Genomic DNA, 25,007 nt, shown 5'->3' on the forward strand with positions numbered 1-25,007 from the left:
AAGATGAGAATAACAATACTCGGCGGTTCTGGATTAATAGGAAGAGTAATTACCAAAGAGTTAATGAAAGATCATGACGTTACAGTAATTGATATAGTAAAATCGCCACTTGACGTTAATTACGTTTACGGGGATTTAAATAATATAGATGATATTGCAAGTAAAATAAAGAATTCCGATTATGTCATTAATGCAGCACAATATTATTTCAATTTGAATGCAATGAAAGCATCATTAAAAGCTGGAGTTAATTATATCGACTTAGGTGGTCTATTTTGGATGACCAGAAAACAGCTGGACTTAAATAAGGATTTCGAAAAGGAAGGATTATTAGCATTAATAGGCATGGGTGCAGAGCCCGGAATAACTAATGTTATTGCAAGATACTTCTACGAAAAATTCGGAACGCCTATTGCAATAAAGCTTAGGGATGGATGGATAAACTATAGCGATAACATTGACTGGAGTATAGATACGCAATTAGATGAAATGACGTTAGACGTTCCAGTATTTGAAAAAGGAGAATACAGATATTATAAACCGCTTTCAAGATTTGAAGACGTAGAGTTTAGCATAGGTAAGATAAGAGTTTACTTAACAATACATAGCGAATTAGCTACTTTCCCTTCATCCTTTGAGGGAGTAAAGTTCGTAGATTGGATGGAAGGAGGTACAGGGTTTGAGAACGTAGCGTTTTTATCAAAAATATTTGGAGATGACATAGAGGTTTTAGGAATAAGAAGTAGAAAATATTTAAGGGAAATATTGAAGGTCAAGGGACTTCTAGGATATAAAGATGGAAAGCCTAATGAAGTAGAGGCAGGTAAAGTAATATTTGAATACGATAATAGAGAAGTTTCCATGGAATTCGTATCTACTCCTAAAGGTGAGTTTGATGGAACTCAATATATGACTGGAATTGCTCCAGTAATTGCAGTAAATATGAAGGTTAAAGGTGAGGGAGTATTACCTCCAGAGAAAGTTGTTAATCCTAGTGAGTTTTTACCAGAATTAAAGAGAAAGGATATAAAATTAATATATCAAGAACGAGATATATATTAAGTGATATCTTTTCCTTTTCATGTTTTAAACTTGCTAATCTGTAATTATCAACTAAATTTCTGATTTAAATATATTTTAGTTTTATAGTTTATACTTTTGATAAGAGTTTATGCTTTTCTCTAGAAAGATTCTTAATATGTTTAGCATAAAAAGAGTTATGGCGTCTAAAAAAGTCCAAAAATCCCTCTTTGCGAGGGAATCTTCTGGACTAGTAAGAGAAATAAATTGGCTCACAGCTATGTTCATAAGCATGGGATTTATTGCATTCTATGTTCTTCCAATATCTTACTTATCTGGACTTTTCATATCGCCTAATGGTTTAATTGTAATAGGGGCACTACTTAGCTGGATAGTACTACTACCTCATGCGTATTTATGGACAAAAATAAGTGAAACGTATCAAAGAACCGCCGCAGATTACGTATTCGCTAGCAGAGTATTGCATCCAGCCATAGGAGTAGGTGTCGGTCTTGTATTTGGTATATCTCAAATGATATTCGATGCAGCAATAGTTTATGATGGAGTAGGACAATTACAAACCGGATTTTCGGCTTTAGCTGTTAACTTCGGACAGCCATACATGGGAATCGCGTCTTTTCTAACTAATCCAATGATAATTCTATTAATAGGAGCTATAACGTTCTCTATAGTAATAGCAATAAATATCTTCTTACCTAGATTTACTAACCAAATAATGGGAGCTATAACAATAATAGCCTTAATTACTTTTATAACGACCGGCGTTCTTATGCACTTTGTTAGTCCATACGCTATTACAAGAGCAGGGTATGATTATTCTAGTATAATATCTTCTGCATCTAAAGCAAATCCTTTATTTTCTAATCCAGCATTGGCCACAATAGGTTTGATGGTATTTACTGCAAGCTTCTTACCATTCGTTAACGGTGCTACTTCCGTAGCGGGAGAAGTAAAAGGTGGTAGCAAAGCTTTCAGAATGGGGGTTTTAATGGCACTAGTAGCAGCTGGAATTCTAATAACGTTCTTCATAGCCAGTAGCGTAAGCTCCTTACCTTCATCTTTCTATATAGGCTCTGGAGTGTTAGGCTATAGTAATTTACTTAATCCGGTATTTGATGTAGTAGTTAGTAATCCTAATCTACCTTTAGATTTATTTTTAGTTATAGGATCGTATTTCTGGTATCTTGCTATAATGTTTGCTGTTGCCTTATTCGTATCGAGGTACTTTATGGCTGTAGCTTTTGATAAGGCTCTACCAACTATAGTATCTTACGTATCTGAGAAATATCATTCTCCAGTAGTTGCTCACTTAATAGATGAGATCATAACAATCTCTTCATTAGTTATAATTACTGTAACACCTTTAAGTAGTGCGTTCTTTTACGGCATGGACACTGCAGATGCTATGGCTCTACTTTTCGGTTTTATAATAGTAATATTAGCTTCTATAGTCTCTATATCCTTAAAAAGAGGTTTCCAATTTAATGGAAATAAATACTTTATGTTAGCAGTTTCTATTGTAGACTTAATAGTAATGTCAATATATGCATACTATTGGTTTGGAAATTCTACAATATATTTAGGCATTAATATGAATGCTGAAACTTGGGCAATAATAGCGTCACCGTTCATTGCCGGTATAATAATATATTTCATGATGAGAGCATACAGACTTAAAAAAGAGGGAATTGATATAAATTATACATTCAAGGAGATTCCTCCAGAATAACAAGAATAAAGTTTTGTGGACACTTGTGTTTAATATTCTCTACATAGTTTCTTCTGCTACTACGATAAAATTTTATATTTTTTAATTGTAAAGACAAAAAGATTTTTTAGCAATAGGCTCTTCTTCTTTTTATGCTTAACGTAAAAGCAGAATATAGTCCGTTAAAAAAGGTTGTAGTTGCATCACCAGGTAAGGAGAAGTATAGGTTAACTCCTAAAACCCTTTATGAGCTTCAATATGCCGAAATTCCGGATCCAGTAGAGTTAAAAAAAGAACACGATGAATTCGTACAAAAAATGAAAAATGAAGGAATAGATGTGGTCAACGTAAGAGAAGAGATTCTAAAGATGAGCAAAAATGAATTGATATCCCTTATTCTTGAGTCAAGCGAATGCCAGCTTAATGAGTCAGCATTAGAAAACTTAAATAAGGAAGAATTAGCCGATATTTTAATTTCTGGATTAACTGCAGTTGAAGCGAAAAAACTTGGAAGTATTCTAATTCCAGAAGATGAAGAATTTTGTATAAAACCTTTAGAAAATATAATGTTTACAAGAGATCCTGGAATGGTAATAGGCAAAACTTACATTAAAGGGAAAATGAGATGGGAGTCTAGAAGAAGAGAGCCGGACTTGTTAGTAAAAATTCTTAAGCCTGAAAACGTTCTGGAGGCTAGGAAAGGTTATTTTGAAGGAGGAGATTTCTTTCCAATAGATGGTAAATTGCTAATGGGATTTGGAACTAGAAGCAGTGCACTAGGTTTAAGCTATGTGTTGCCTAGATTAAAGGAAATGGGTGAAATAGATGAAGCGATTTTAGTTAGATTAGAAACTCCAGAATTACATCCTAATAAAGGAATAGGACACTTAGATACGGTAATGGGGGTTCCTGCAAAGGATGTAATAATATATTATAAGAATTATCTTGATAACGTTAAGGTATATCTATACAAAGGTTCTGATATTATCAGAGATCAAAGGCCTTTAAGGGAGGTATTAAAAGACTATTTGAGTAAAGATCTCAGAGTAGTAAATATAGGCAATGCGGAATATTATGATGAAGAGAGGGAGCATTGGCTTTTAGCTAGTAATATTATAGTTATCGATACAAATAAAATAATAGCATATGAACATAATAGGATAACAAATAAATTACTTGAAGAGGTTGGAATAAAAGTAATAACATTCAAAGGAAACGAAATAATAAAGGAAGGAGGAGAAAGAAGTGGACCAAGGTGTATGACTATGCCATTAATTAAGCAATAAGGTCATAAGGATTTATCTTGGAATCATTTAAGAAAACTTCCCCACTCCTATTCGAATATGCTATTATTTTACCTTTCCTAATAACCATAAACCTTGTAGAAAGAGTAGATAACTGTTCCCTCAAACTTTTTGCGTCCAAGATAACTATATCTTCTGAAGGCTTAAAAGACGTTGACAAAGTCCACTCAATCTCAGCATTTCTTGTAATTAAGTCAATCCAAGCTTCTGCATCTTTTAAGTTAGCCTGCTCCATTAAAACTGCTAGCCATAAAGCTTGAATTATATCACCGAATCCGAAAGGAAAGAATGGATTCTGAAAGTCGTCATGCCCTAAGGCTACATTAACTCCTTCGCTTAAAAGTTGTTTAATCCTAGTTAATCCCCTTCTCTTTGGATATTTATCGAACCTTCCGTTAAGAAATACTGTAGTTAATGGAGAGCTAATTACTGACGCATTCCTCTTTTTTATTAACCTTATCAGCCTAGAAACATATTCGTCATTGTCAGAATGAATTGAAGTTAAATGAGATAGTGCTATATGACCATTCCTTAAACCGAGCAGATACTCTGAAAATCTAGTTGGCTCGTCTCCTTGATCTATATGAGAATCTATACTTTTATTCAGCTTAAGGGACAAAGACGAAATTAATTCCAAATGCTTCTTGCCAAGGTCTTCATTATCTTCGCCGTCAGGCTTTCCTCCTATTATGTCAGAAATTTCTGCTGCTCTCTTAAACTCATCCTCATTACAATTAAAGATTCCTTGTTCTGGAAATGCTACAACTTGGATGTCAACGAAATCCTTCATTTCTTCTTTAACCTCTAGGGAAGCTTTCACTGAATTGATATTCTTTGAACAAGTGTCAGCGTGGTTTCTAACGTGAGTTACTCCGTTGAATATCTCCAGAATTATTGCCTTTTTAATTCTATTCTTTAACTCTTCCACGCTAAGTGAATCTCTAATTTTTGCCCACCTTTCAACTGCTTCATTTAGAGTTCCAGAATCATTTTCTCCTGTTTCTTTCAAACTTAATGCATTCTCTAAATGAACATGCATATCAAAAAATGATGGAAAGGCAATTCTACCTTCGGCATCAATTACTGTATTAGCTCCATCATTTAAAGTTATATTACTTAACTTTACACCTAGCATATTTACATTTTTTATTATTGTCATTCCTCTCATCCTAATTGATCATCTCTTCAGCATCTCGCCTTTAGATCCTTTTACATCTTCATCAAAAGCTAATTCCCCCTTGATGAACGTCTTTACAACTTTAGCCTTAAATTTTACACCTTCATAAATTGAATGATCCATTTTACCGTGCCAATCTTTAACTACCCAATCTTCTCTCTTTATTACAGTAAAATCCGCATCAGAACCAATACTGAAGCCTTTGCCTTTAATTCCGTAAAGTTTTATTTGATCTTCAGAGGTTATCTCAGCTACATGTTCTGGCGAAATATAGCCATCAAACATTAAGCTCATTATAGTAGGCACCAGGAATTCTGTTGAAGCGACACCGTTAGGTACTTCTATGTAACTTAATGCCTTATCCTTATAAACAGACATATAACCGGAATAATCACTGCCCAATGTAAAAATATTTTTCAAATTATCTACTAACTCTTTTCTCATTTCCTTACTCCTTAAAGGAGGGGACATTATGAACCTCTTACCGTCTGGTCTATTATAATAACTTTCATCGAAAACGAGATAGTGAGGGCATGTCTCCGCATAAACTTCTGCACCTTTTTTCTTCCATGCCTCAATTATCTTTAACGAATTAGGAGAAGAAACGTGAACTATATAAGTTTTAGCTTTAGTTAGATAAGCCATCATTGAGACTCTATTTACTGCTTCTTCTTCCACTTCAGGAGGCCTAGTCAACGCATGATAAATTGCCTCCTCTTTATTACCATATTCTTTCTGTAATTCATCTATAACGTCTCCGTTCTCTGCATGTACTGCTACTACACCTCCTAATTCCTTAACTTTCCTCATAGTTCTCATTATATTCTCATCATCTAACTGCATACTCCCTTTATAAGCCATGAAAACTTTAACGCTCTTTATTCCTAGTTTAAATATTTCGTCTAAGTACTTGATATGCTCCCCATCCCTTACAATGAGGTGAAAAGAATAATCTACCATAGACTGATTAGATGCTTTCTCTATTTCTTCTTTTACCTTCTTTAATACATCTTCTCCTTTGCCTGGATCTATGAAGTTGATAAATGAGGTTATACCGCCAGCTAATGCAACTTCGCTTCCAGTCTTATAATCGTCGGCGGTGGGTATAATTTCCCTTGCGCCCAAAAATCTGGAATTGAAATGAGTATGCCCATCAATAACGCTCGGCAGAACGTAATAACCAGATAAATCAATTACTTTCTCTTCTCCTATAGGCGTAATTTCCTTCTTAATTTCCTTAAATTTACCATCCTCTACCTTAAAGTCTGCTTCCAATATTCCTTTAGATGTAATAATTCTTGCGTTCTTAAATATCATTTCGATAACCTACATGGAACTTTATTACACTCTAAACCTAAATCATTTATTGCATTTATGAAAGCTGCATAACCTCCAGAAATACTGTTTTCTCCTACTCCTCTTACTCCAGATGGAGTATTGGAAGGCGTATGCAATAGCTCTATCTCAAATTTAGGAGCTTCTGCTATGGTAGCTATAGAGTATTCAATCTCATCTTCAGTGTTTTCTAAGAAAGATCCGCTTATCGCTTGTAATGCTCCGCCCATAAGTTGACCCTTAACTACTTCATCATCGCCAGTAATGCCTACGTCCGCAATTATGTAATTATATAAAGGCTTAACGTTACCTAACTCATCCTTATTAACAACTACAATTTGACCACTAACTGTACCAACAAATTCTGGTGTCTCATAACATTCTTCCACGCTCAATTCCTTTAATTTCCACGGCTCTTGTCTCATTATCCTCGCAATCTTTTCCCAATCGAGGTTATCGTCTATCTTCTTCGCAATTTCCTTTAATTTTCTAACTGCTAATATTGCAGCATTTCCGGCAGTTAGCATAGACCTGCTTGCCCAAACTCCATAACCGTTAATGTTAGTTTTACCTAATTCTACTTTAATCTTATCATAACCCAACTCTTTAGACACTATTTTCCTTATGGAATTGTCCATCCTCTGGCCTTGATTGGTCAGAGTAGTTTCTATAATTATCCAGCCATCCAGATCAAGTCTTGCTCTAACGCATTCGTAACCTGGAATTAAAGACTTTTCATGCTTTACCATAATTTCGGAATTTGGAGCTGCATATTGCACGTAAAGGCTTATACCAATTCCTTTACCATAAATTCTCCTTAATTCCTCGTATTTTTTACTTAGTTTATCTATTACAGCATTTACGTCACCAACGTCGCCTTCTAATTTTCTCTTCACGTTTATCTTCCTAACTTCTATCGGAGAAATTTTAGTCCTCTTAGATATTTCATCCATTATCCTTTCCATTACTAATATTGCCTCTGGCCTTCCGAACCCTCTATAAGCTCCTTGCGGAGGTTTGTTACTAACCTTAACTATAGCATCATAATATAATTCGAAATCGTAAAGGCTTTTCATTGTTCCAAGGGTTACAAAAAGAGGGGAAATTCCAGTAAACGGTAATAAATAAGCTCCTGCATCATAAGTAATTTTATCTACAACATAATCTAGTTTGCCAGAATTTCTATAGCCTACTCTTAATTCGTGAGTTTGATCTCTAGCTTGAGAAGTCATAACATTTTCTGTTCTTGTTTCAACCCACTTTAAATTCTTATTGAGCTTATAAGCTAACGCTATTACAGAAAGCTCCTCATAATTAACGTCTTGTTTTAATCCAAATCCTCCTCCTACATTAGGTACTATTATTGATATTCTATTTTGAGGAATTTCAAGCATTTCAGATACTAGCATCTTTACTACTGTGGGAATTTGTGTGGATAAATGAATAATTAATTGATCTCCTTGATTTTTTACAGCAACAATTCTTGTTTCCATGCTATAGGGTGCATTCCTATTAAAATCGACCCTAAGGTTAAACTCGTTTTCAGAACTTACTTCACCTTTACCGTTGCCGTCCTTAAAAATTATATTATCTGGAACTTCCTCGTATACTGGCCCCTCGTATGGCTCGTAGTTTACTTCTACTTCCTCAATTTTATCAAAAGCGTCATATCTATCATTACCTATTACAATTCCGAGAGGCTGGAATTTATAAACAGCTTTGTATTTAGGTAATAATGGCACGTCAGGAATTCTTAATGAGCTCTTATCGTAAACCGTAGGTATTTTAAACTCTTTGAGATCTTCGTAAGTAAAGGCTTTACCGGCTATTGAGAACTTTGCGTGTTTCAATTGAGATCTTATGAATGCTACATATTCATAATTTCCATCTATAGTTATATCATCTACATAATTTATTGTCCAACCCATCTTAGAATCATTTTATTTTAAATAATCATATATATACTTTACTTGTAATGTATTTGCATAAATAAGTAAGGATCTATATAATTTAGTTACTCTATTTTTACATAATTAAGTAAATAGAAATCTTTATTTTAAACGCAAGTTCTTTTTTCTTATGCGTATAGCTGTTATTCAAACATATATGACCTGGGATAAGAAAGATAATGTAGAAAGACAAGTAGAAATGGTAAATAAGGCTGCTGATAACGGCGCAAAAATAATTTCCTTAGATGAACTATCAAACACCGTATATTTTCCATTTGAACAAAATCCTAAATATTTTGAATTTGCAGAAGATGAGAAGGGCTATACTATACAAAGATTTAGGGAAGTCGCAAAAGAGAGAAAAGTAAACATAATCGTTCCTATATTTGAAAGAGACTCAAGGAATCTTAACTTCTATAATACTGCATTCATAATAAACGATCAAGGAGAAATTATAGGCAAATACAGAAAAACGCACTTACCGCAGGAGGATAAATTTAACGAATATTATTTCTTTAAGGTAGGAGACTTAGGTTTTCCAGTATTTAATTTAAGTGGAGTAAATGTAGGAGTAATAATATGTCATGATAGACACTTCCCAGAGACAGTAAGGGCAGAGGTAGTTAAAGGAGCATGGATTGTATTTGTTCCTTCCGTTGCTGCATTTAAGGAAATCTGGGAATTAGAGTTAAAAGCACATGCAGTATTCAATACTTCTTACGTTGTAGGAATAAATAGAATAGGCAAGGAATACCCTGAGCAAAGTGAGGAATACTTTGGGGAGTCCATGATCGTTTCTCCAATGGGCGAGATAATAAGTAAAGCAGGAAATAAAGAAGAGATAATTTACGCAGATGTTAACGAAGAAGAAGTAGTAAAGGCTAGGATAAAGAGGCCGTTCTTAAAAAAGAGATTAAATAGCTATGGACTCTGAAGAGTAATTCTCATAAACTATCTTACCGTTACTAATAACCATTCTTCTTGGTTTTATTTCAACTAAAATATCTTTCAAATTATTTCCTTCAAATACTACTAGGTTGGCCTTCATACCTTCTTTTAATCCGTACTCGTTTATGTTTAGTGCCTTAGCCCCATTGTAAGTCATGAGCTTAAAAAGGTCTTCAAAGTATTGTGAAAAGTACATGTAGTCTCCTATCATTAGAGCAAAGGATGCCTTTAATAAATCTCCATCTCCGATGGGATTTAACTGGTTTTGAATATCGTCATGACCCAAGGCTACGTTAACTCCGTTGTAAATCATTTCCCTCACTCTAGGAATTCCTCTCCTTTTTGGATAGTCTTCAAACGCACCAGAACCTTCAAGTTCAGTTATTGGAGAAACAATTACGCTAATTCCTGCTTCTTTTAACCACTTCATTAACCTTAAGGCATAATCTGAGTGATACGAATGCATCGCGAGGAGGTGACTAAGGGAAACTTTATTAAAATACCTCCTTCTCAATGCCTCAGAGACTATTATCTCGCTAAATCTCGAGCTAGGATCATCAGAATAATCTGCGTGAAAATCCATTAATATTCCTTTTTGTGTAGCAATGTCAAATATCTTTTTTATCATTCTTATTCCGTCTTCTACCGATGGCTGTAAATGTGGTTGTCCGCCTATACCGTCGACTCCGAAATCTATGGCCTTCCAAATTCGCTCTTCAATTTCATCATTAAAATAATCATAACTTTGAATAAAGCCTATAATCTGAATAAATATTTTATTCTTGAATTCTTCTTTAACTTTCATTATACTGTTAAGTCTTTCTCTCCATTTTTTACCATCAATCATTACGTGAGTTCTAACGTAAAGTGAACCAGCTTTTATATAATATATTATGGATTTTTTCATTAGTGAGTAAATTTCATTCTCAGTTAAATTTTCTTTACATTCCATTAATACTTTTAATGCCTCCTCAAATTTAGGAGTAGAAGCCTCTTTGCATAAGTCTAAGAGAAAATTACTATCGATGTGGGCATGAGAGTCTACAAGCCCTGGAGATACTATTCTTCCTCCTAGGTCTATTCCTTCACCTTCAATATTTTCTGCGATTTTTACAATTCTATCTCCATTTATCTCCATGTCAATTTTCTTACCTTCCAGAGTTCTCAAATTTTTTAATATCATTGAAACACCAACTTTCCAGGGTTAAGCAGATCATCTTCATCAACTTTTCTCTTAAAATCGATCATCTTCTTTAGTCTATCCGCCTCAACTCTATCATTAACTTTGTAAGAGTGAAGATTAAAACTATAGCCTTCAATCTCCGGTAACTTATCATAGCCTAGAAAGTAAGTGTGGGAGAACAACTTATTTCTAGATTTAGATAACTCACATGATATCATAGCTTTCATTCCTTCAATATAATTTAATTTTTCTAGGGGAATATCTAATGAATTGTAATTAACTTTTGTTTTATTTACAGCTGTAAAATATGTTCCTGCAAAGGTAGTTATTAAGTCTTTTAATGAAGCTTCTTCTCCCTCGCCGTAAACTCCTGCTATAACGTTCCATTTATCCCATTTCCTATTAGGCTCAATCAACTCAGCCATTTGCTTATTTCTTATGCTAATGAATTCTGCATCGTCCAAAATTTTTAATGAAAAATCTATAGCGTTAACTAGTGAAGTAAAGGACCTTCTTATTACCTTAACCTTTCCTTGTCTTTTTACAGTTCTCATTTTTATCTTGCTTATAATCCCAGTAGTTCCAGCAGATTGTACTACTGAATACACGTCATCACCACTAAGTGAGAAGAAACCTTTAGGAGTGTAAACTTCCACTTCCTTAACGTTATCCCAAACTGCCCCATTTCTTAAAGAACCAAAACCCAGTGAACCTCCAGCTACGTAACCTCCTATCGTAGCCATGTAAAAGCTAGTCGGAATAGTAGGTAAGTCTTCTATGCCTATTTCATTAAATTCGCTCCCTGGCCTAGTTATTAGGTAATTGCTCCTTCTTTCAAATCCCTTAAAGCCAGTTATATCAACTATAATAGTACCTTCTTTTATAGGTATAGTTTCACCCAGCGTGTTACTTCCGGATCCTCTTACAATTATTGGAAAATGGTATTCATTAATAAGTTCCATTAAAGCTCTTATTTCTTCCTCATCCTTTATTTTAATAACAGCCTTAGGTATCTTTCTTATTGAAGATAATAATGGAGATAGATAACCGTAATCTATTGAATATTTCTCTAAAGTCTCTTTATCGGAATACACTTCAAAGTATTGAGATAAAATTTTCTCTACTTCTATCATACATAAATTAATTATTGCAACTTTTTATAAACTTTACTTAACTAGCTTACCCGTAAAGGAATCATCTTTAATTTCCTCGTTTTCTATTACAATTTTACCATTAATTATTACAGTATCAGGCTTGCCTATGACTTCGTACCCTTCATAAGGAGTCCAATCCGCCATATGAGTGTTTTCAACTGATATTTTCCACTTCTTCTCCTGATTATAGATGACTAGGTCTGCATCATATCCTTCCTCTATTTTTCCTTTATTTAATCTATTCAACTTTGCAGGATTTTCGCTTAATAATTTGACGGCTAGACTTAAAGGCAAATTCCTTTTTATAAATTCTGTTATTATCATAGGTACTCTAAGTTCTATTCCGGGTAAACCAGGTACAAGGTCTGGAAACTCTCTATGTTGTTCTTTAACTTCCTTATCAAACCAATTATGATCTGTAGCGATCATAAAAATCTTATTTATTCTACTCCAAAGCTCTTCTGGATTTCTAACTGGTGGAGAGGTAACAAATAGATAAGAGTCCTTTCTATCATAAACTTCCTTACTTAATATTAAATGATGAAGGACTACCTCTCCTAAAAGTTTTCCTTCAATTATATCTAAAGTCTTACCGCTACTTACGTGGGCTATTACGCCTTTATCTACTATGGCCTTAGCTCTTAATACTGCTGAAAGCTCAGTTTCCTCGGGTCTGGTTATTAAATGAAGTTTAGGATCTCCTTTTTTCCCTTCAGCCAAGGATTTTATTAGATCCTCATCTTCTGCATGAACCATTATATATCCATCAAATTTCCTCACGAGATCGTTAATTCTTATTAATCCACTTAAGGAGCTTTTAATTCCTGCATATTCTATCATCATGAATTTCACGGATTTAAACCCAGATTTTAATACATTAATTAAATTCTCAGTCACATCACTAGCAAATATGTGAAAGGAATAATTTACAAAGGAGTCTTTAAATTGTTCAATCCTTTCCTCAACGCTTGGAGACCTATCAGAGAAGGCAAAGTCTATTACAGTTGTAGTTCCTCCAAAAGCAGCTGCTATAGTACTTTTCCTAACAGTATCAGACGTTGGAACTTTCAAATATCTTTTGAAAATATGAACGTGGTTATCTATTCCTCCGGGTAATAAGAGCTTTCCATGACCGTTAATTAATTCTTCTCTCTCGTTAATTACTTTACTAACTTTAACTATTTTGCTTCCTTCTATCTTAACGTCTCCTTCTATAATTCCGTTTTCTGTTATTATCTTAACTTCTTTTATTATCATTTTACAAGACCCAGCTCTTTTATTTCCCCCAAAGTTTTTCTTAAATAATGTCTATAAAGTATTGAAGCCTTATCTGCCTTAACGTGAATTTCTTTCTTAGTATCAAGGTAATATTCATAAGGCTGGGTTTCTAGAATTTCTTTATCTTGAGATATAATTTCGTCTTCAAATTTTCTAATCTTGTCCTCATTTACATCAAATGCATAATTCATGAAAATCCAAGCAAAGACTATACTTCTATCTTTACTTTCGGGTTTAATGGTAAATATCATCGAAAATACCTTACCGTCATTTTCCTTTGAGAAGTATAAAAATAGCGGTCTTAGTACTTTATAAGTATAAGTAAAATATCTCCCTTCGCCAATTCCGTCTGGATTAGGTTGCCATACTGAAATGTTTTCGGCTATTACTCCTTCTTCAGTTAATTTTGCCTCGTACTCTGGTATCTTAGGAAAAGAAGGACTGCCTAAATATCCATCGTGGACATATGGAAAATGAGAGACGTCCAAAAGATTCTCTAAGACTCTAAACGGGTTAGCATTAATGTAATAAGGACCGCACTTAATTTTCCTAAAACTTTCATCATACCATTCCTTAATATAAGGAATATCGTATTTAGGCTCTCTAATTGAAATCCATATTATACCATATTTCTCCTTTATATAATATTTTTCCAATGAAACATTAATCTTACCTCCTAAAGAAGGAACGTATGTAAGTTTACCATCAAAATTAAATCTCCAGCCATGGTAAGGACACTGAATTTCTTCATCAAGCAATTTTCCCTTGGAGAGTTTAGCTAGTCTATGAGGGCATCTATTGCTTAAAGCAACTAATTTACCTCCCTTTTTTATAATTAATATATCCTTACCCAGCAAGCTCACTTCGTAAAGACCTTTAACGTCGTCTGAAAATGCTACTGGTAACCATTCATTATACATAAAAAATGCTTAAGGAGGGTATTTAAAAACGTGGCGGTATAACCCTCTGAAAAATTTTAAATTAGAAAGGGAAGATTCATCATTCTAAATTTCAGGAAAATAAAGTATAATGCTTGTAAAAAGTAAAAGTTTTTTATCGAACATGAGAATTTTTTGTTTAAAAAATGAATAGCGTTATTAAGAAAACATTTGCTATGTGGAAAAGTTTTTAATTTTCTAGGAATATTGTTCATGATTTATATGAATATTAATCAAAAATACATTCATATAAATTTAAACTTTTAAGTACTACACGTAAAATACTTATAAATAGAACTAGGAATCATTTCATTGATTAAAATGAGTAAAACTCTCTTCGTTAGAGAAAGCTCTGGATTAAAGAAAGAAGTTTCAGCATTAGATGCAATAATGTTGAACCTAGGAAATATGTCAGCCGGAGTTGCGTTATTCACAGGGATAAGCCCTTACATACCTCAAGGAGGAATCATATGGATTGCTGCCATAATAGGACTGTTACTAACCATACCCCAAGCTATAATGTATACTTTACTCTCATATAGAATACCTAGAACTGGAGGTGATTACGTATGGATTTCAAGAATACTTAACGGACCTTTAGGAGTTGTTATGGCTTTTGCATTAATGCTGGAATCTACAGCATTCTTCGCATTAGTAGCCTTCTTCTTTTCATGTGCTGTAGGCACAGTTCTAAGTACTATAGGTACAATGGATGGAATATCTAGTCTAGTGTCGCTATCTACTACGCTCAAGTTACCGGTATATTCTTATCTACTAGGTGCAGTACTTTTTGGCGTAATTATCGCCTTAAATATTTTTAAAGCCAAATGGGGATACACGTTAGTAACCATTTCAGGAATAATTGCATTATTATCTACAATAATAGCAATGGGAATAATTGCTGCTAATCTAGGTGACTTTACTAAGGCAATAACTCCGTTCTTGAATGCTGAAGGAATTACACCACCCTCAACTTATTCAGTAGCGCCGTTTAGCTGGTCAGCAACTCTTGCCATATTACCATTACTTGCAATATATACGTATCCTTGGATGCAGGCAGTTCCTGCTGTGGCTTCTGAGTTAAAAAAAGAAAAATATGTTGCATACGGAATTTTTGGCCCTTTAATACTTACAGGATTACTGGTAACAATAGGTTTTCTATTACTTTACTTAGGAGGAGGTTACGCTTTAACAACTTATGAATTTACTAACAACGGTTTTGTTTATACTTTCTGGACTGTAGCAATTGGATTAACATCAAATCAAGTCCTTCAATGGATAATAGGAATTGGTCTACTAGTATGGGAATTTGCAATATTAGCATATGGAGTAATAGTATTTGCAAGATACATATTTGCAATGGCTTTTGATAGAGTATTTCCAGAGATATTTACCAGGCTAAATAAGCAAGGCTCTCCAGTATTCACACACATCTTTGACCTAGTACTAACACTAGGCTTTTTAGCTGCACCAATAATTTCGACCTCCGGTGCAACTGCGCTATACGGTGCAATAGTTATAGGCATGGTATACTTTTTCGTAGTAAGCATTGCAGGAATAGTTCATGGACTAAGGGAGATGAAAATTCTAGTTCCTATATCAGGATTTTCTGCAGCCTACTTTATCTTCCTAACATATGAGGCTGTTAGCAATCCAACGTTTGGATTCTTGACAAGCAGCGGCTCAGTAAACCCAATAACGTTGGCATTTGTAATAGGAACTTTCGTAGTTGGCGGAATAATATATGCCGTTGCTTCTTACCTCAATAAAAAGAAGGGCATAGATATAACATTAGTATATAAGGAGATACCTCCAGATTAATTTTCTTTTTGTTCTTAATAACTTTTTTAGTAATATCATCTCACGATTAGCTTAAGGAATTCGATGCGTTGAAAAATATTAAGTAAAACAACGTGATAATTATTTTTCTTTTATTTTATCTTACGTATTTCTCACAACTATTAACATAAAGATTTAAGTATAAGTTATGAAAAGTATTCGTATGGGACTATTTTCGTTCGGCAAAAAGTCAAATACTCATGGAAATCAACTAAAAATACTATTTACTTCTGACCTACATGGATCTAACGTAGCATTTAAGAAGTTTCTGAATGCCGGAAAAATGTACAAAGTTGACGTATTAATAGTAGGCGGCGATCTGGCAGGAAAAGCGTTAATACCAATAGTTGACTTAGGGAATGGAAAATTTGACGTACAAGGAGAAACAGTTGGAAAAGAGGGCTTACAAGAAGTTGAGAATAGCTTAGCTAATAAGGGGATATATTATGCTATAATGGATAAAAAGGAATTTGAGGAAATTCAAGATGACAAGAGAAAACAAGATGAAATATTTAAGCAAGCTATGATTGAAAGAGTAAGGGAATGGGTAAAAATTGCGGACGAAAGGTTAAAGGATCTTGGCATTCCGCTTTACGTTAACTTGGGAAATGATGATCCTGAATATTTATTTGAAGTACTGAAGGAGAGTGAGGTCATCAAAATAACCGAAGGGGAGGTTGTTGACATTAAAGGTTATGAGATGTTAACTTACGGGTACGTTAATCCTACACCCTGGAATACTCCTAGAGAAAAGAAAGAGGAAGAATTGTATAAAGAGTTAAAGAGTTATGTAGAAAAAGCAAATCCAGAAAGAGCTATATTCAATTTCCATGCTCCTCCTTACGGAACTAACTTAGATAACGCTCCACTCTTAGATAAAACACTTAAGCCAGTAGTTAAGGGTGGAGAAATAGTATTTACTCATGTAGGTTCGACATCTATTAGGAAATTAATGGAGGAATTTAACCCATTACTAGGTCTACACGGCCATATACACGAATCAAGAGCATTTGATAAAATAGGCAAAACTATTGTATTAAATCCAGGAAGCGAGTTTAGCGAAGGAATACTTCATGCGGCTTACGTTGTATTAGAAGATGGAAGAGTAAAGGCTCATCAATTCATTATTGGTTAAAATGATCACTTTTTCTTTAATCTAATTTCCTTTTCAATTTCTAATTCTTTCTCTATTTCATTAAGGTATTCATCTATAAATTTTCCTTCGCTATCCATAATGTTAACTCTCCAAGGATCTATTGCCCCCTTTCTCATTAGGAGTTTTATTTCCTTAAATATCTCTTGGGCTTTACAATTAACTTCCTTATACTCCTCAACTAAGGAAATTAACTTTTGAGTTAAATCATCTTCCATACTTGTATTTAATCATTAAGGGTTTATAAAGATTAAACTTAGAAAATTGATATATATTAAAATAAAATAATTATATAGATAAATATTGGCTAGCTAATAGTAATATTATCTAGTGAAGAAAAATTTCTTTATAAGACTATAAAAGTTGTACCCAAATTATAACAATTTATAGATAGAAGAAGAGAGCTAAAACTCTTAGAAGAGAAATATAAAGAAGATAAGTACAGTTAGCAAGTACTTAAGGAAATAATGAACTAACAAAGCAGTTCCAAAACTAACTCCTCCCCGCCCTGGAAGGTCGAGGGTTCCCTTCCAAGGGGTTCATAGTTCCCACCATCGATTCGGGATTACATCGCAGTAGGGGTAGCCAGAGAGCCCCAGAGAGGGATCTATCATCGCCAAGCTCTAGTCCCTTAAAGGGAATTGACGTCGTTAGTTGCTCCTCCCACAGTCCCATTAAGCTGGGGAGGAGCGTCGCTAGCGTCACTAAAAAACTCGAAAAAGACATATTTAAATTATCATCATCCCCGCTCCTGAAAGAGGGGCGAGGCTTTCAATCTTTTGTAGAGTGGCTAATTACCATTAATTGTTAAATATGACTTACACTCACTATTATATTATTATAACGATAATAAGCACGGTACTAATTAGAGAAACTAAAGATAAAGAGGTATAGTAAGAAATTCTAACTAATTCCTCATTCTCTTAATGAAGTTATCACTATCATAAACGCTATGAATGACATTATGGAGGCAAAAGCATAAGCATAAGAGAAGCTTATTTGGTATAAGAAACCCATGGCTATGTTCCCTATTAATAACCCTATGCTTCTACCTAAAGATAATGCACCCATTGAAGTTCCTACTTCGCCTTTACTTAACTTGGAGATTATAGTGGGCTCGAATGTTTCTGTAGATGCAACAGCTATACCCATTAGGGCAGATAATGGGTAAATTCCAATTAAACCTAAAGGCGAAAGAAAAGCAAAACCTAAAGAAGCTAAGGAGGCTAATAAATAACCTAGAAACGCTAGAGCTTTGTAGTCACTTAACCTTAATTTTCCAAAAACGTATCCGAAAAGCGCAGACGAAACTAAGAATATTCCGTAAGTTATGGTAGCTAAGTAAAGCTTATGAGTAAATTCTGCAGTAGTAATTATCGGAAAACCGAAACTGTATTGACTGAACGCAAAGAACATTGTTGAGATTACTAATATCCAGCCTTTCCTAACCATAATTTTAGGCTTGCCTTTACCTCCAGCTTTAACCATTGCTAGAAGTATTGTTGAGATTATGATTGGTATTGCAGTAAATAACACTACAACTGTAGCCTTAATTCCTAAATAGAGGGCTATTGTTAAATAAAGTATTGCAAGAGTTGCCCCTCCTATATCAAGGGCGTGAAGAATTCCGTAAGCTTCAGATCTTTCATTTTCTCGAGTAACTTCACTAACCATTGCCCTCCTTGCAGGAGTTCTAAAATTCCTAAACCACCAACCTAACATAAAAAGGATTAGAGCTTGTATATAATTTACAGCCAAACCGGTGAAAGAAAGTATTACAGTCAACGAATTCCCAATTACGCCTATCTTCTTTCTACCATATTTATCTGCAAGATAACCTCCAAGAAGTGACATTAAACTACCTCCGCCGTAATTTAATGATTCTGCGATACCGTAGATTAAAATGGGGGCATTAAAATAGAATACTAAAATTATGGGGAAAGAAGCTACTGCTGCTTGATATCCTAAATCTGCGAAGAACGCAGAAAAGGAAATCTTAAGGACTTCTCTTCTATTAGTAAGCATATATTAGGAAGTTTCAAGATTATATAAAAATTTTTAGAGAAGCTGAGAAACACGCCTGTTTCCTAACAATAGCTAGGATTATTATAATCTCATTCAAGGTAAATTATGCTCTTAGCCACCTTAATTGTCTAACTTTAAATCTTCTTATTATGAAAGAGCATAAAATAAATTATCTTAGCCTGCAGTTTTTAGATATTCTTACTTTTTAATCAGTATATTTACCACTTTCTCTAGTAGATTTAATTATTTCTACAGAATTTTTAATATATAGCCGATCTACTTTGAAAGTTTCTCCTTTAATTCGGCTATAATATTCGTAATTTCCTCGCTATTCCAATGTTCTGCATCTTTTAAATCTAAACCTACACCAATTACTTTAGGTTCCTTTAATCCTGCCTTCTTAATCTCTTCCATTAACACTTCCATGAAAATTCCAGGTTTATTTACCATCTCAGCATTCCATGCATCTTCATCTCTAAGAGTTGGCGGACCTCCCCATTTCTTACTAGTTGGAGATAAATTAATTCCGCAAGATGGACTTCCATCAACTCCTATAAGCACGACGTCGTATCCTTCCTTTTGGTACTCCTTTAACATTGTTATTATAGGCTTTGCCAGCATTCTGCAATGTTCTCTATATCCTTCAGTATCATATTGATCCCTTACCTGCCACCATCTCCTTGCTCCAGCAAAAAGAGTTTCTGGACAAGGCAATTGAAGAATTCCGTAAATTATATTCATAAAGCAAATCTACAATCTCTTTAACCATTCCCTTATATTTTGCGAAACCTATAACCTTAGAGTTCTGATTTAGAATACAGTTAGCAACTATTGCTACTTTTTTAGATCTAAAGTCCTTCATTGTTTAACACCGAATATTTTTCTAGTTTCTTCAGAATAATATCCAGTTAATATTGAACCCTTTAGCTCTTTTTGATATTTAGGAATTACCCAGAAGACCATTAGCGGTATGTAAATTGCTCCAGATAGTAGGAAAGATAGAAGCCAAGCGTTATCTAACGCTATGCTTTCCCCGGGATAAGGCAAATACAGAACTGCAGAGACTATAATGAACGTTATTACCGCAGCTGGATTTATTCCCTTCCAGTACCTAAATCTTCCTTTAGACCAGAAAATGTCAGCTAAGTCAAACTTAAAGTGCCTAATAACCGCATAATCGAATATTATTACTCCTTCTATGCTCCCTAGTAGACCTCCGTAGGTTAATAGCCAATTAACTATATAACTATAAGCATTACCGTAATAACTCCAAGCGCCTAAAGCTAAACCTATTGCAATTAAGATGAGAGAACCTTTGAACCAGCTTAAATGCTTTGGGAAAGTGTTAGCTATATCATAAGCAGGACCTACGGCGTTAGCAAATACGTTTACCATGAATGTTGCAAGGATGAATGCAAGGAGTATTAAAATACTGGTGGGAGCACTCAAATGAAGAGTGACCAAAACTATAGGATCCCAAATTGGTTGTCCATAAAGCTTTAATGCAGCTGCAGTAGTCATTGTACCCATTATAGCTACGGCGAGCATTAAGAACGGCATAGGAATTTGACCTAAAGTTTGAGCAAATTGGCTTTTAGCAAATCTTGTGTAGTCTGGCATTGTTAATGCCATGGTAGCCCAATAAGCTATGTTAGCATTTAGGAATGCAAGTATAGACAATATTGAGGGTGAAGAAGTTGTTGGAGACAATGTGAAGATATTAGCACTCCAGCCCACTTGAGACATGAAGTAAGCCCAAACTGCAATAAACGCAACTAAAATTATTGGGCCGCCTATTCTTGCTAACCACTTCAATACCGGCTGACTTTTATTTATTGGAGAAAAGTAAAATACTGCTATTTGTGCTAATATTACTGCAATAAACGTACTCCAGAATATCGTTGGAAAATCTTTACTTAGGATAAATGGATAACATGCGTAGTGAGAAACAGTATAAGCTACAATTGAAAGTTTTCCAGTTAATATTGCGTAAATTGCAGTTGCCGCCTCAGTTATGATATAGGATTCTATTCCCCACCAACCTGCACCTATAATTGCCCTAACCCAGCTTGGGAAAATTGCACCGTAAATTCCCCACCTGGACCTAGTTAACTGGGGTTCAGCTAATCCGTACCTAGCACCTCCGTGGGATTGAATTATCATAGGAATTAAGACTATGAGGTTTCCGAGGAAAACCATGGATATTGATTCTAAGATATTCAAGCCAAAAACTAATCCCACGCTTGCCAATGTCCAGCTAGGTATAATGAAAACCATTGATACCCAAATAAGGAAATAAGTTGTAGGACCCCAGTTCCTATTCTTTACCGGTATGGGATGAACGTCAGCATTCCATAACAATTTTTCCTCTGGGAATACTGTATTTAACTCCACTTGACCTCTTTCTGGATAAAACTTTGTTATAGAAACGCGATCTAGTAATTTTTCCGTCATTTTTCATCACAGCAAAATGGGTGTTTTCCCCGGTATATATTTACCGCTACCCTTTTTGCCTATTACTTGTCCTTCTTCATAAACAACTTCTCCTCTTCTTATAGTCATGACATTCCATCCTTCTACTTCCATTCCGTCATATATTGTATAATTAATATTACTATGAAGAACGTCAGCAGATATTCTGACTTTCCTATTGGGATCTATTACAGCAAAATCCGCATCGGAACCGGGCATTATTGTTCCCTTTCTTGGATATAGACCAAATAATCTTGCAGGATTGTATGAAGTGACTTCAACGAACCTTTCCATAGATATTATTCCCTTCTTTACGCCGTAGTAAAATAAAATAGGTAGTATATTCTCAGTTCCTGGAACGCCATTAGGAATCTCGTTGAAAGGCGGTACTTCTTCCTTATATCTCTTCTTTTGAGCATCAGAATATACACAATGATCACTGCCTATTGTGAAAATGTCACCAGAAGCTAACCTCATCCATAGTTTAGTCCTTTGCTCGTCGCTTCTTAGCGGTGGGCTCATGACGTATCTATATCCATCTGGTCTCTTTAGAAAGTCTGTATTAAGCGTTAAATAGTGTGGAGCAGTCTCATTAAAGAACTTAAAACCTTGCCTTCTATAGGAAGATATAATATCAACTGCTTCGCCAGTAGAAGTGTGCACTATATACATCTTAACGTCTTTACCTATCATGCTTGCGATAGATGCTATCCTGTTAGTTGCTTCTATTTCCATTATATCTGGCCTAGAATAGTAATGATATATAGGATCTATCTTACCTTCTGAAAGAAATTCTTGTATGAGTTCATTAATGATTTCTCCGTTCTCGGCGTGTATTCCAGTTACTCCTCCAAAATCGCTTATTCTTTTTATTAATTTATATAATTCTCCATCTGGTAGCATTAATTCATTTTTATAAGCCATAAATAGTTTAAAACTTACTACTCCTTTATTTATTACTTCTGGAATTTGCTCTAGAATTTTAGTATTAACTTCTCTTATAATCATATGGAGACCATAGTCTGACACTACTTTGGGATCGGCATTATTCCTCCACTTCTCGTAAGCACTTAATAAATCTTGGCCTTTTGCAGGAGTTACGAAATCTACAATAGTGGTCACACCTCCAGCTACTGCAGCTCTGCTGCCATAATAGAAGTCGTCAGCCGTAACTTCGCCCATGAAAGGAAATTCCATGTGAGTGTGCCCGTCTATTAAACCTGGCACTAAATACTTTTCACTTAAATCTATTGTCTTATCTGCTTGCTCTTGTATATCTCCTCCTATTTTAGATATTTTACCGTCTTTTATTGCAATATCTCCTTCAAACGGACCTGAAGTAGTGAATGCTTTTACATTTTTTAAGAGCAGATCATACGTCATAGAGGATTTTAACTTTATATATTTTAAAAACGATACTCTCATTAATGTTAAAAAGTTTTTAATGAAAAAGACAAAGATTTTTGGAAATAGTACAAGTATATCGATGTAAGATTTGAGATTGAAAGAATATTTCTTGCTTTTACTTTTGGAAAATAATTAAATGAAATAAAAGTCATATATTTATTTCGTTTAAGTACATGACTTGATATGATAGATCTGTCAGTAAACTTCAACGGCGTAACCTTTCCAAATCCGTTTTTAGTGGGCTCTGGCCCAACTACTGGAAATCCTCAGAAAATAATTTCTGCTATAAGGGCAGGCTGGGGAGGAGTAGTAGTTAAAACCATCGGAGACTCGATAGTCAGGAAAGCAGTAAGGCCAATGTATGGCGCATTTAGGAAAAATAAGGAACTAATTGCATTCGAAAACCTGGAACTAATAACTGAGGATCCTTTAGATGTATGGGATAAATATATGAGAATAATAAAATCTGAAATAGGTAAAAGTAGTCCTATTATAGTAAGTATAATGGGAGGACCTGATTATTCAGAGTGGGTTAAGTTAGCAAGATGGGCAGAAGACAGAGGAGCTGATATGTTAGAATTAAACTTTGGTTGTCCACACGGAGAGCCTGAAAGAAAGACTGGAGCATTTATTGGACAACATGCAGATCTTGTATACAAGTACACTAAGGAGGTCGTATCCTCAGTAGGTATTCCAGTAATAGTTAAACTTACTCCAAATGTTACAGAAATTAGTGAGATAGCAAAAGAGGCAGAAAACGCTGGAGCTAAAGGAGTAACTGCAATAAATACAGTTAATGGTATAATAGGTGTTGATATAGAGAGAGCGCAACCATTACCAGACGTTAACGGTTATTCCGGTTACGGTGGAATTTCCGGACCTGCAATAAAACCAATAGGCTTAGCAGCAGTATCAAAGATTTACTCATCGACCTCCTTACAAATAAGTGGAGTAGGAGGAATTTTTGATTGGAAAGACGCAGTAGAATACATAATGATGGGTTCTACTACAGTTCAGTCAGTTACTTACACTATGATTAAAGGATTTGAATTCATAAGCGAGTGGAAGAAGGAACTTGAATTATTCATGGAAAGGAAAGGCTATAAGGCTATTGAGGATATGGTAGGTTTAGCTGCGAAGAAAATAAGACCGTATGAATTCTTAGAGAAAGTCACTAAAAGGAGAACCAACGTTGATGAGGAAATGAATATTGTAAGAGGTGAAATCTATGGTTAAAATTGCAATGATACAAATGGGAGGAGTTGAATCAAAGGAAGCAAATATAAAGAAGGCTTTAGACTATGCAAAGTCCGCAATAAAGGATGGAGCAGAATTAATTGTTTATAACGAACTATTTACAACTCAATATTTTGCCGCAACTGAGGATCCAAAGTTCTTTGACTTAGCAGAACCAGACGACGGACCTACAGTTAGGACTTTCGCAGAATTCTCAAAACAATATAAAGTAGGTATGGTAATAACGTTCTTTGAAGAAGATAAGAAAATTAGAGGAATGTATTATGATACATCAGTTTTCATAAAAGATGGAAATGTGCTTGGTAAATATAGGAAAACTCACATACCTCAAGTTCCAGGTTATTATGAGAAATTCTACTTTAAGCCTGGGAAGGATTATCCAGTGTTTGATTTCGGTGAGTATAAAGTAGGAGGAGTAATATGTTATGACCGCCACTTCCCTGAAGGAGTTAGAATATTAACACTTAAAGGAGCTGACATAGTTACAATACCTACTACAACTAACTTCTATCCAGAGACGTGGGAACTAGAGTTAAGAGCTCACGCAGCATTTAATACAATTTATGTTGTTGGCGTTAATAGGACTCCAGAAGTTTTCCAAGGAAGAGAAATAGATTATTTTGGCAAGAGCTTAGTTGCAGACCCTATGGGGAGAATATTAAAGGAAATGGATAGTCAAGAAGGGTATGAAATAGTTGACGTAGACCTTAATTTCATTAGAGAAAGAAGGAAAAAGGCTCCATTCTTAAGGGATAGAAAACCCGAAAATTATACGGAAATTTCGTCAATATATATTGAAAGCCTCTAACGTGAGAAATTTTTATTTAATAATACAGAGG

The 25,007-nt window shown here is 34.6% G+C and carries 20 protein-coding genes; 8 read left to right on the forward strand and 12 right to left on the reverse strand.

What is annotated here, in order from left to right:
- Positions 1–3 precede the first annotated feature (3 nt).
- The 3 genes from D1866_RS09705 to D1866_RS09715 all read left to right on the forward strand — a co-directional run bounded on the left by D1866_RS09705 (position 4) and on the right by D1866_RS09715 (position 4,035).
- Positions 4–1,062 (forward strand): saccharopine dehydrogenase family protein, encoded by a 1,059-nt coding sequence (locus D1866_RS09705; protein ID WP_152939456.1) that lies wholly within the window; start codon positions 4–6, stop codon positions 1,060–1,062.
- A gap of 157 nt (positions 1,063–1,219) precedes the next feature.
- Positions 1,220–2,770 carry an APC family permease gene (locus D1866_RS09710; protein WP_231136312.1) on the forward strand — a complete coding sequence of 517 codons (1,551 nt, stop codon included), beginning with the start codon at positions 1,220–1,222 and terminating at the stop codon, positions 2,768–2,770.
- Between the two features lie 131 nt (positions 2,771–2,901).
- The gene (locus D1866_RS09715; RefSeq protein WP_152939460.1) at positions 2,902–4,035 is read left to right on the forward strand and encodes an arginine deiminase family protein; all 1,134 of its coding nucleotides are present in this window, start codon (positions 2,902–2,904) and stop codon (positions 4,033–4,035) included.
- Here D1866_RS09715 and D1866_RS09720 read toward each other — a convergent pair.
- Genes D1866_RS09720 through D1866_RS09730 form a run of 3 tightly spaced genes read right to left on the reverse strand, consistent with a single transcriptional unit; the run spans position 4,025 to position 8,493 of the window.
- Positions 4,025–5,212 carry an amidohydrolase family protein gene (locus D1866_RS09720; protein WP_170254107.1) on the reverse strand — a complete coding sequence of 396 codons (1,188 nt, stop codon included), beginning with the start codon at positions 5,210–5,212 and terminating at the stop codon, positions 4,025–4,027. The two genes, D1866_RS09715 and D1866_RS09720, sit on opposite strands and share 11 nt — an antisense overlap.
- 18 nt (positions 5,213–5,230) lie before the next feature.
- Complete coding sequence (locus D1866_RS09725; RefSeq protein WP_152939464.1) at positions 5,231–6,547, reverse strand: amidohydrolase family protein; 1,317 nt, start codon at positions 6,545–6,547, stop codon at positions 5,231–5,233.
- A complete protein-coding gene (locus D1866_RS09730; RefSeq protein WP_152939466.1) occupies positions 6,544–8,493 on the reverse strand; it encodes a xanthine dehydrogenase family protein molybdopterin-binding subunit in 1,950 nt (649 codons plus the stop codon). The genes D1866_RS09725 and D1866_RS09730 overlap by 4 nt, the downstream gene beginning before the upstream one ends.
- A gap of 151 nt (positions 8,494–8,644) precedes the next feature.
- Between D1866_RS09730 and D1866_RS09735 the strand changes: the two genes are divergently transcribed.
- Positions 8,645–9,448, forward strand: coding sequence for a carbon-nitrogen hydrolase family protein (locus D1866_RS09735; protein WP_152939468.1), 804 nt, complete (start codon positions 8,645–8,647; stop codon positions 9,446–9,448).
- On the opposite strand, the gene D1866_RS09740 is transcribed toward D1866_RS09735, so the two are convergent.
- The 4 genes from D1866_RS09740 to D1866_RS09755 are packed head-to-tail and all read right to left on the reverse strand — an operon-like array spanning position 9,428 to position 13,997.
- On the reverse strand, positions 9,428–10,645 hold the full coding sequence (locus tag D1866_RS09740) for an amidohydrolase family protein (protein ID WP_152939470.1): 1,218 nt from the start codon (positions 10,643–10,645) through the stop codon (positions 9,428–9,430). The two genes, D1866_RS09735 and D1866_RS09740, sit on opposite strands and share 21 nt — an antisense overlap.
- The gene (locus D1866_RS09745; RefSeq protein WP_152939472.1) at positions 10,642–11,778 is read right to left on the reverse strand and encodes an FAD-binding oxidoreductase; all 1,137 of its coding nucleotides are present in this window, start codon (positions 11,776–11,778) and stop codon (positions 10,642–10,644) included. The genes D1866_RS09740 and D1866_RS09745 overlap by 4 nt, the downstream gene beginning before the upstream one ends.
- Before the next feature lie 33 nt (positions 11,779–11,811).
- Positions 11,812–13,056, reverse strand: coding sequence for a dihydroorotase (locus D1866_RS09750; RefSeq protein WP_152939474.1), 1,245 nt, complete (start codon positions 13,054–13,056; stop codon positions 11,812–11,814).
- Positions 13,053–13,997, reverse strand: coding sequence for an aromatic ring-hydroxylating oxygenase subunit alpha (locus D1866_RS09755; protein WP_152939476.1), 945 nt, complete (start codon positions 13,995–13,997; stop codon positions 13,053–13,055). Before D1866_RS09755 ends, D1866_RS09750 begins: the two co-directional genes overlap by 4 nt.
- A gap of 333 nt (positions 13,998–14,330) precedes the next feature.
- Between D1866_RS09755 and D1866_RS09760 the strand changes: the two genes are divergently transcribed.
- Positions 14,331–15,836 carry an APC family permease gene (locus D1866_RS09760; protein WP_420809238.1) on the forward strand — a complete coding sequence of 502 codons (1,506 nt, stop codon included), beginning with the start codon at positions 14,331–14,333 and terminating at the stop codon, positions 15,834–15,836.
- A 181-nt stretch (positions 15,837–16,017) separates the two neighbouring features.
- Positions 16,018–16,989 (forward strand): metallophosphoesterase family protein, encoded by a 972-nt coding sequence (locus D1866_RS09765; protein ID WP_152939480.1) that lies wholly within the window; start codon positions 16,018–16,020, stop codon positions 16,987–16,989.
- A gap of 5 nt (positions 16,990–16,994) precedes the next feature.
- Here D1866_RS09765 and D1866_RS09770 read toward each other — a convergent pair whose 3' ends face one another.
- The 5 genes from D1866_RS09770 to hydA form a co-directional block, all read right to left on the reverse strand.
- A complete protein-coding gene (locus D1866_RS09770) occupies positions 16,995–17,225 on the reverse strand; it encodes a hypothetical protein (protein ID WP_152939482.1) in 231 nt (76 codons plus the stop codon).
- 697 nt (positions 17,226–17,922) lie between these two features.
- The gene (locus tag D1866_RS09775) at positions 17,923–19,032 is read right to left on the reverse strand and encodes an MFS transporter (protein ID WP_152939484.1); all 1,110 of its coding nucleotides are present in this window, start codon (positions 19,030–19,032) and stop codon (positions 17,923–17,925) included.
- 276 nt (positions 19,033–19,308) lie between these two features.
- On the reverse strand, positions 19,309–19,773 hold the full coding sequence (locus D1866_RS13145) for a hypothetical protein (RefSeq protein WP_196773425.1): 465 nt from the start codon (positions 19,771–19,773) through the stop codon (positions 19,309–19,311).
- A gap of 117 nt (positions 19,774–19,890) precedes the next feature.
- Complete coding sequence (locus D1866_RS09785; protein WP_152939486.1) at positions 19,891–21,486, reverse strand: NCS1 family nucleobase:cation symporter-1; 1,596 nt, start codon at positions 21,484–21,486, stop codon at positions 19,891–19,893.
- A 6-nt stretch (positions 21,487–21,492) separates the two neighbouring features.
- On the reverse strand, positions 21,493–22,887 hold the full coding sequence (gene hydA / locus D1866_RS09790) for a dihydropyrimidinase (RefSeq protein ID WP_170254108.1): 1,395 nt from the start codon (positions 22,885–22,887) through the stop codon (positions 21,493–21,495).
- 207 nt (positions 22,888–23,094) lie between these two features.
- Between hydA and preA the strand changes: the two genes are divergently transcribed.
- Complete coding sequence (gene preA, locus D1866_RS09795; RefSeq protein ID WP_152939490.1) at positions 23,095–24,147, forward strand: NAD-dependent dihydropyrimidine dehydrogenase subunit PreA; 1,053 nt, start codon at positions 23,095–23,097, stop codon at positions 24,145–24,147.
- Positions 24,140–24,976, forward strand: coding sequence for a carbon-nitrogen hydrolase family protein (locus tag D1866_RS09800; RefSeq protein WP_152939492.1), 837 nt, complete (start codon positions 24,140–24,142; stop codon positions 24,974–24,976). The genes preA and D1866_RS09800 overlap by 8 nt, the downstream gene beginning before the upstream one ends.
- Positions 24,977–25,007: the final 31 nt, after the last annotated feature.

Source organism: Acidianus ambivalens, from assembly GCF_009729015.1.
Classification (GTDB): Archaea; Thermoproteota; Thermoprotei_A; order Sulfolobales; family Sulfolobaceae; genus Acidianus; species Acidianus ambivalens.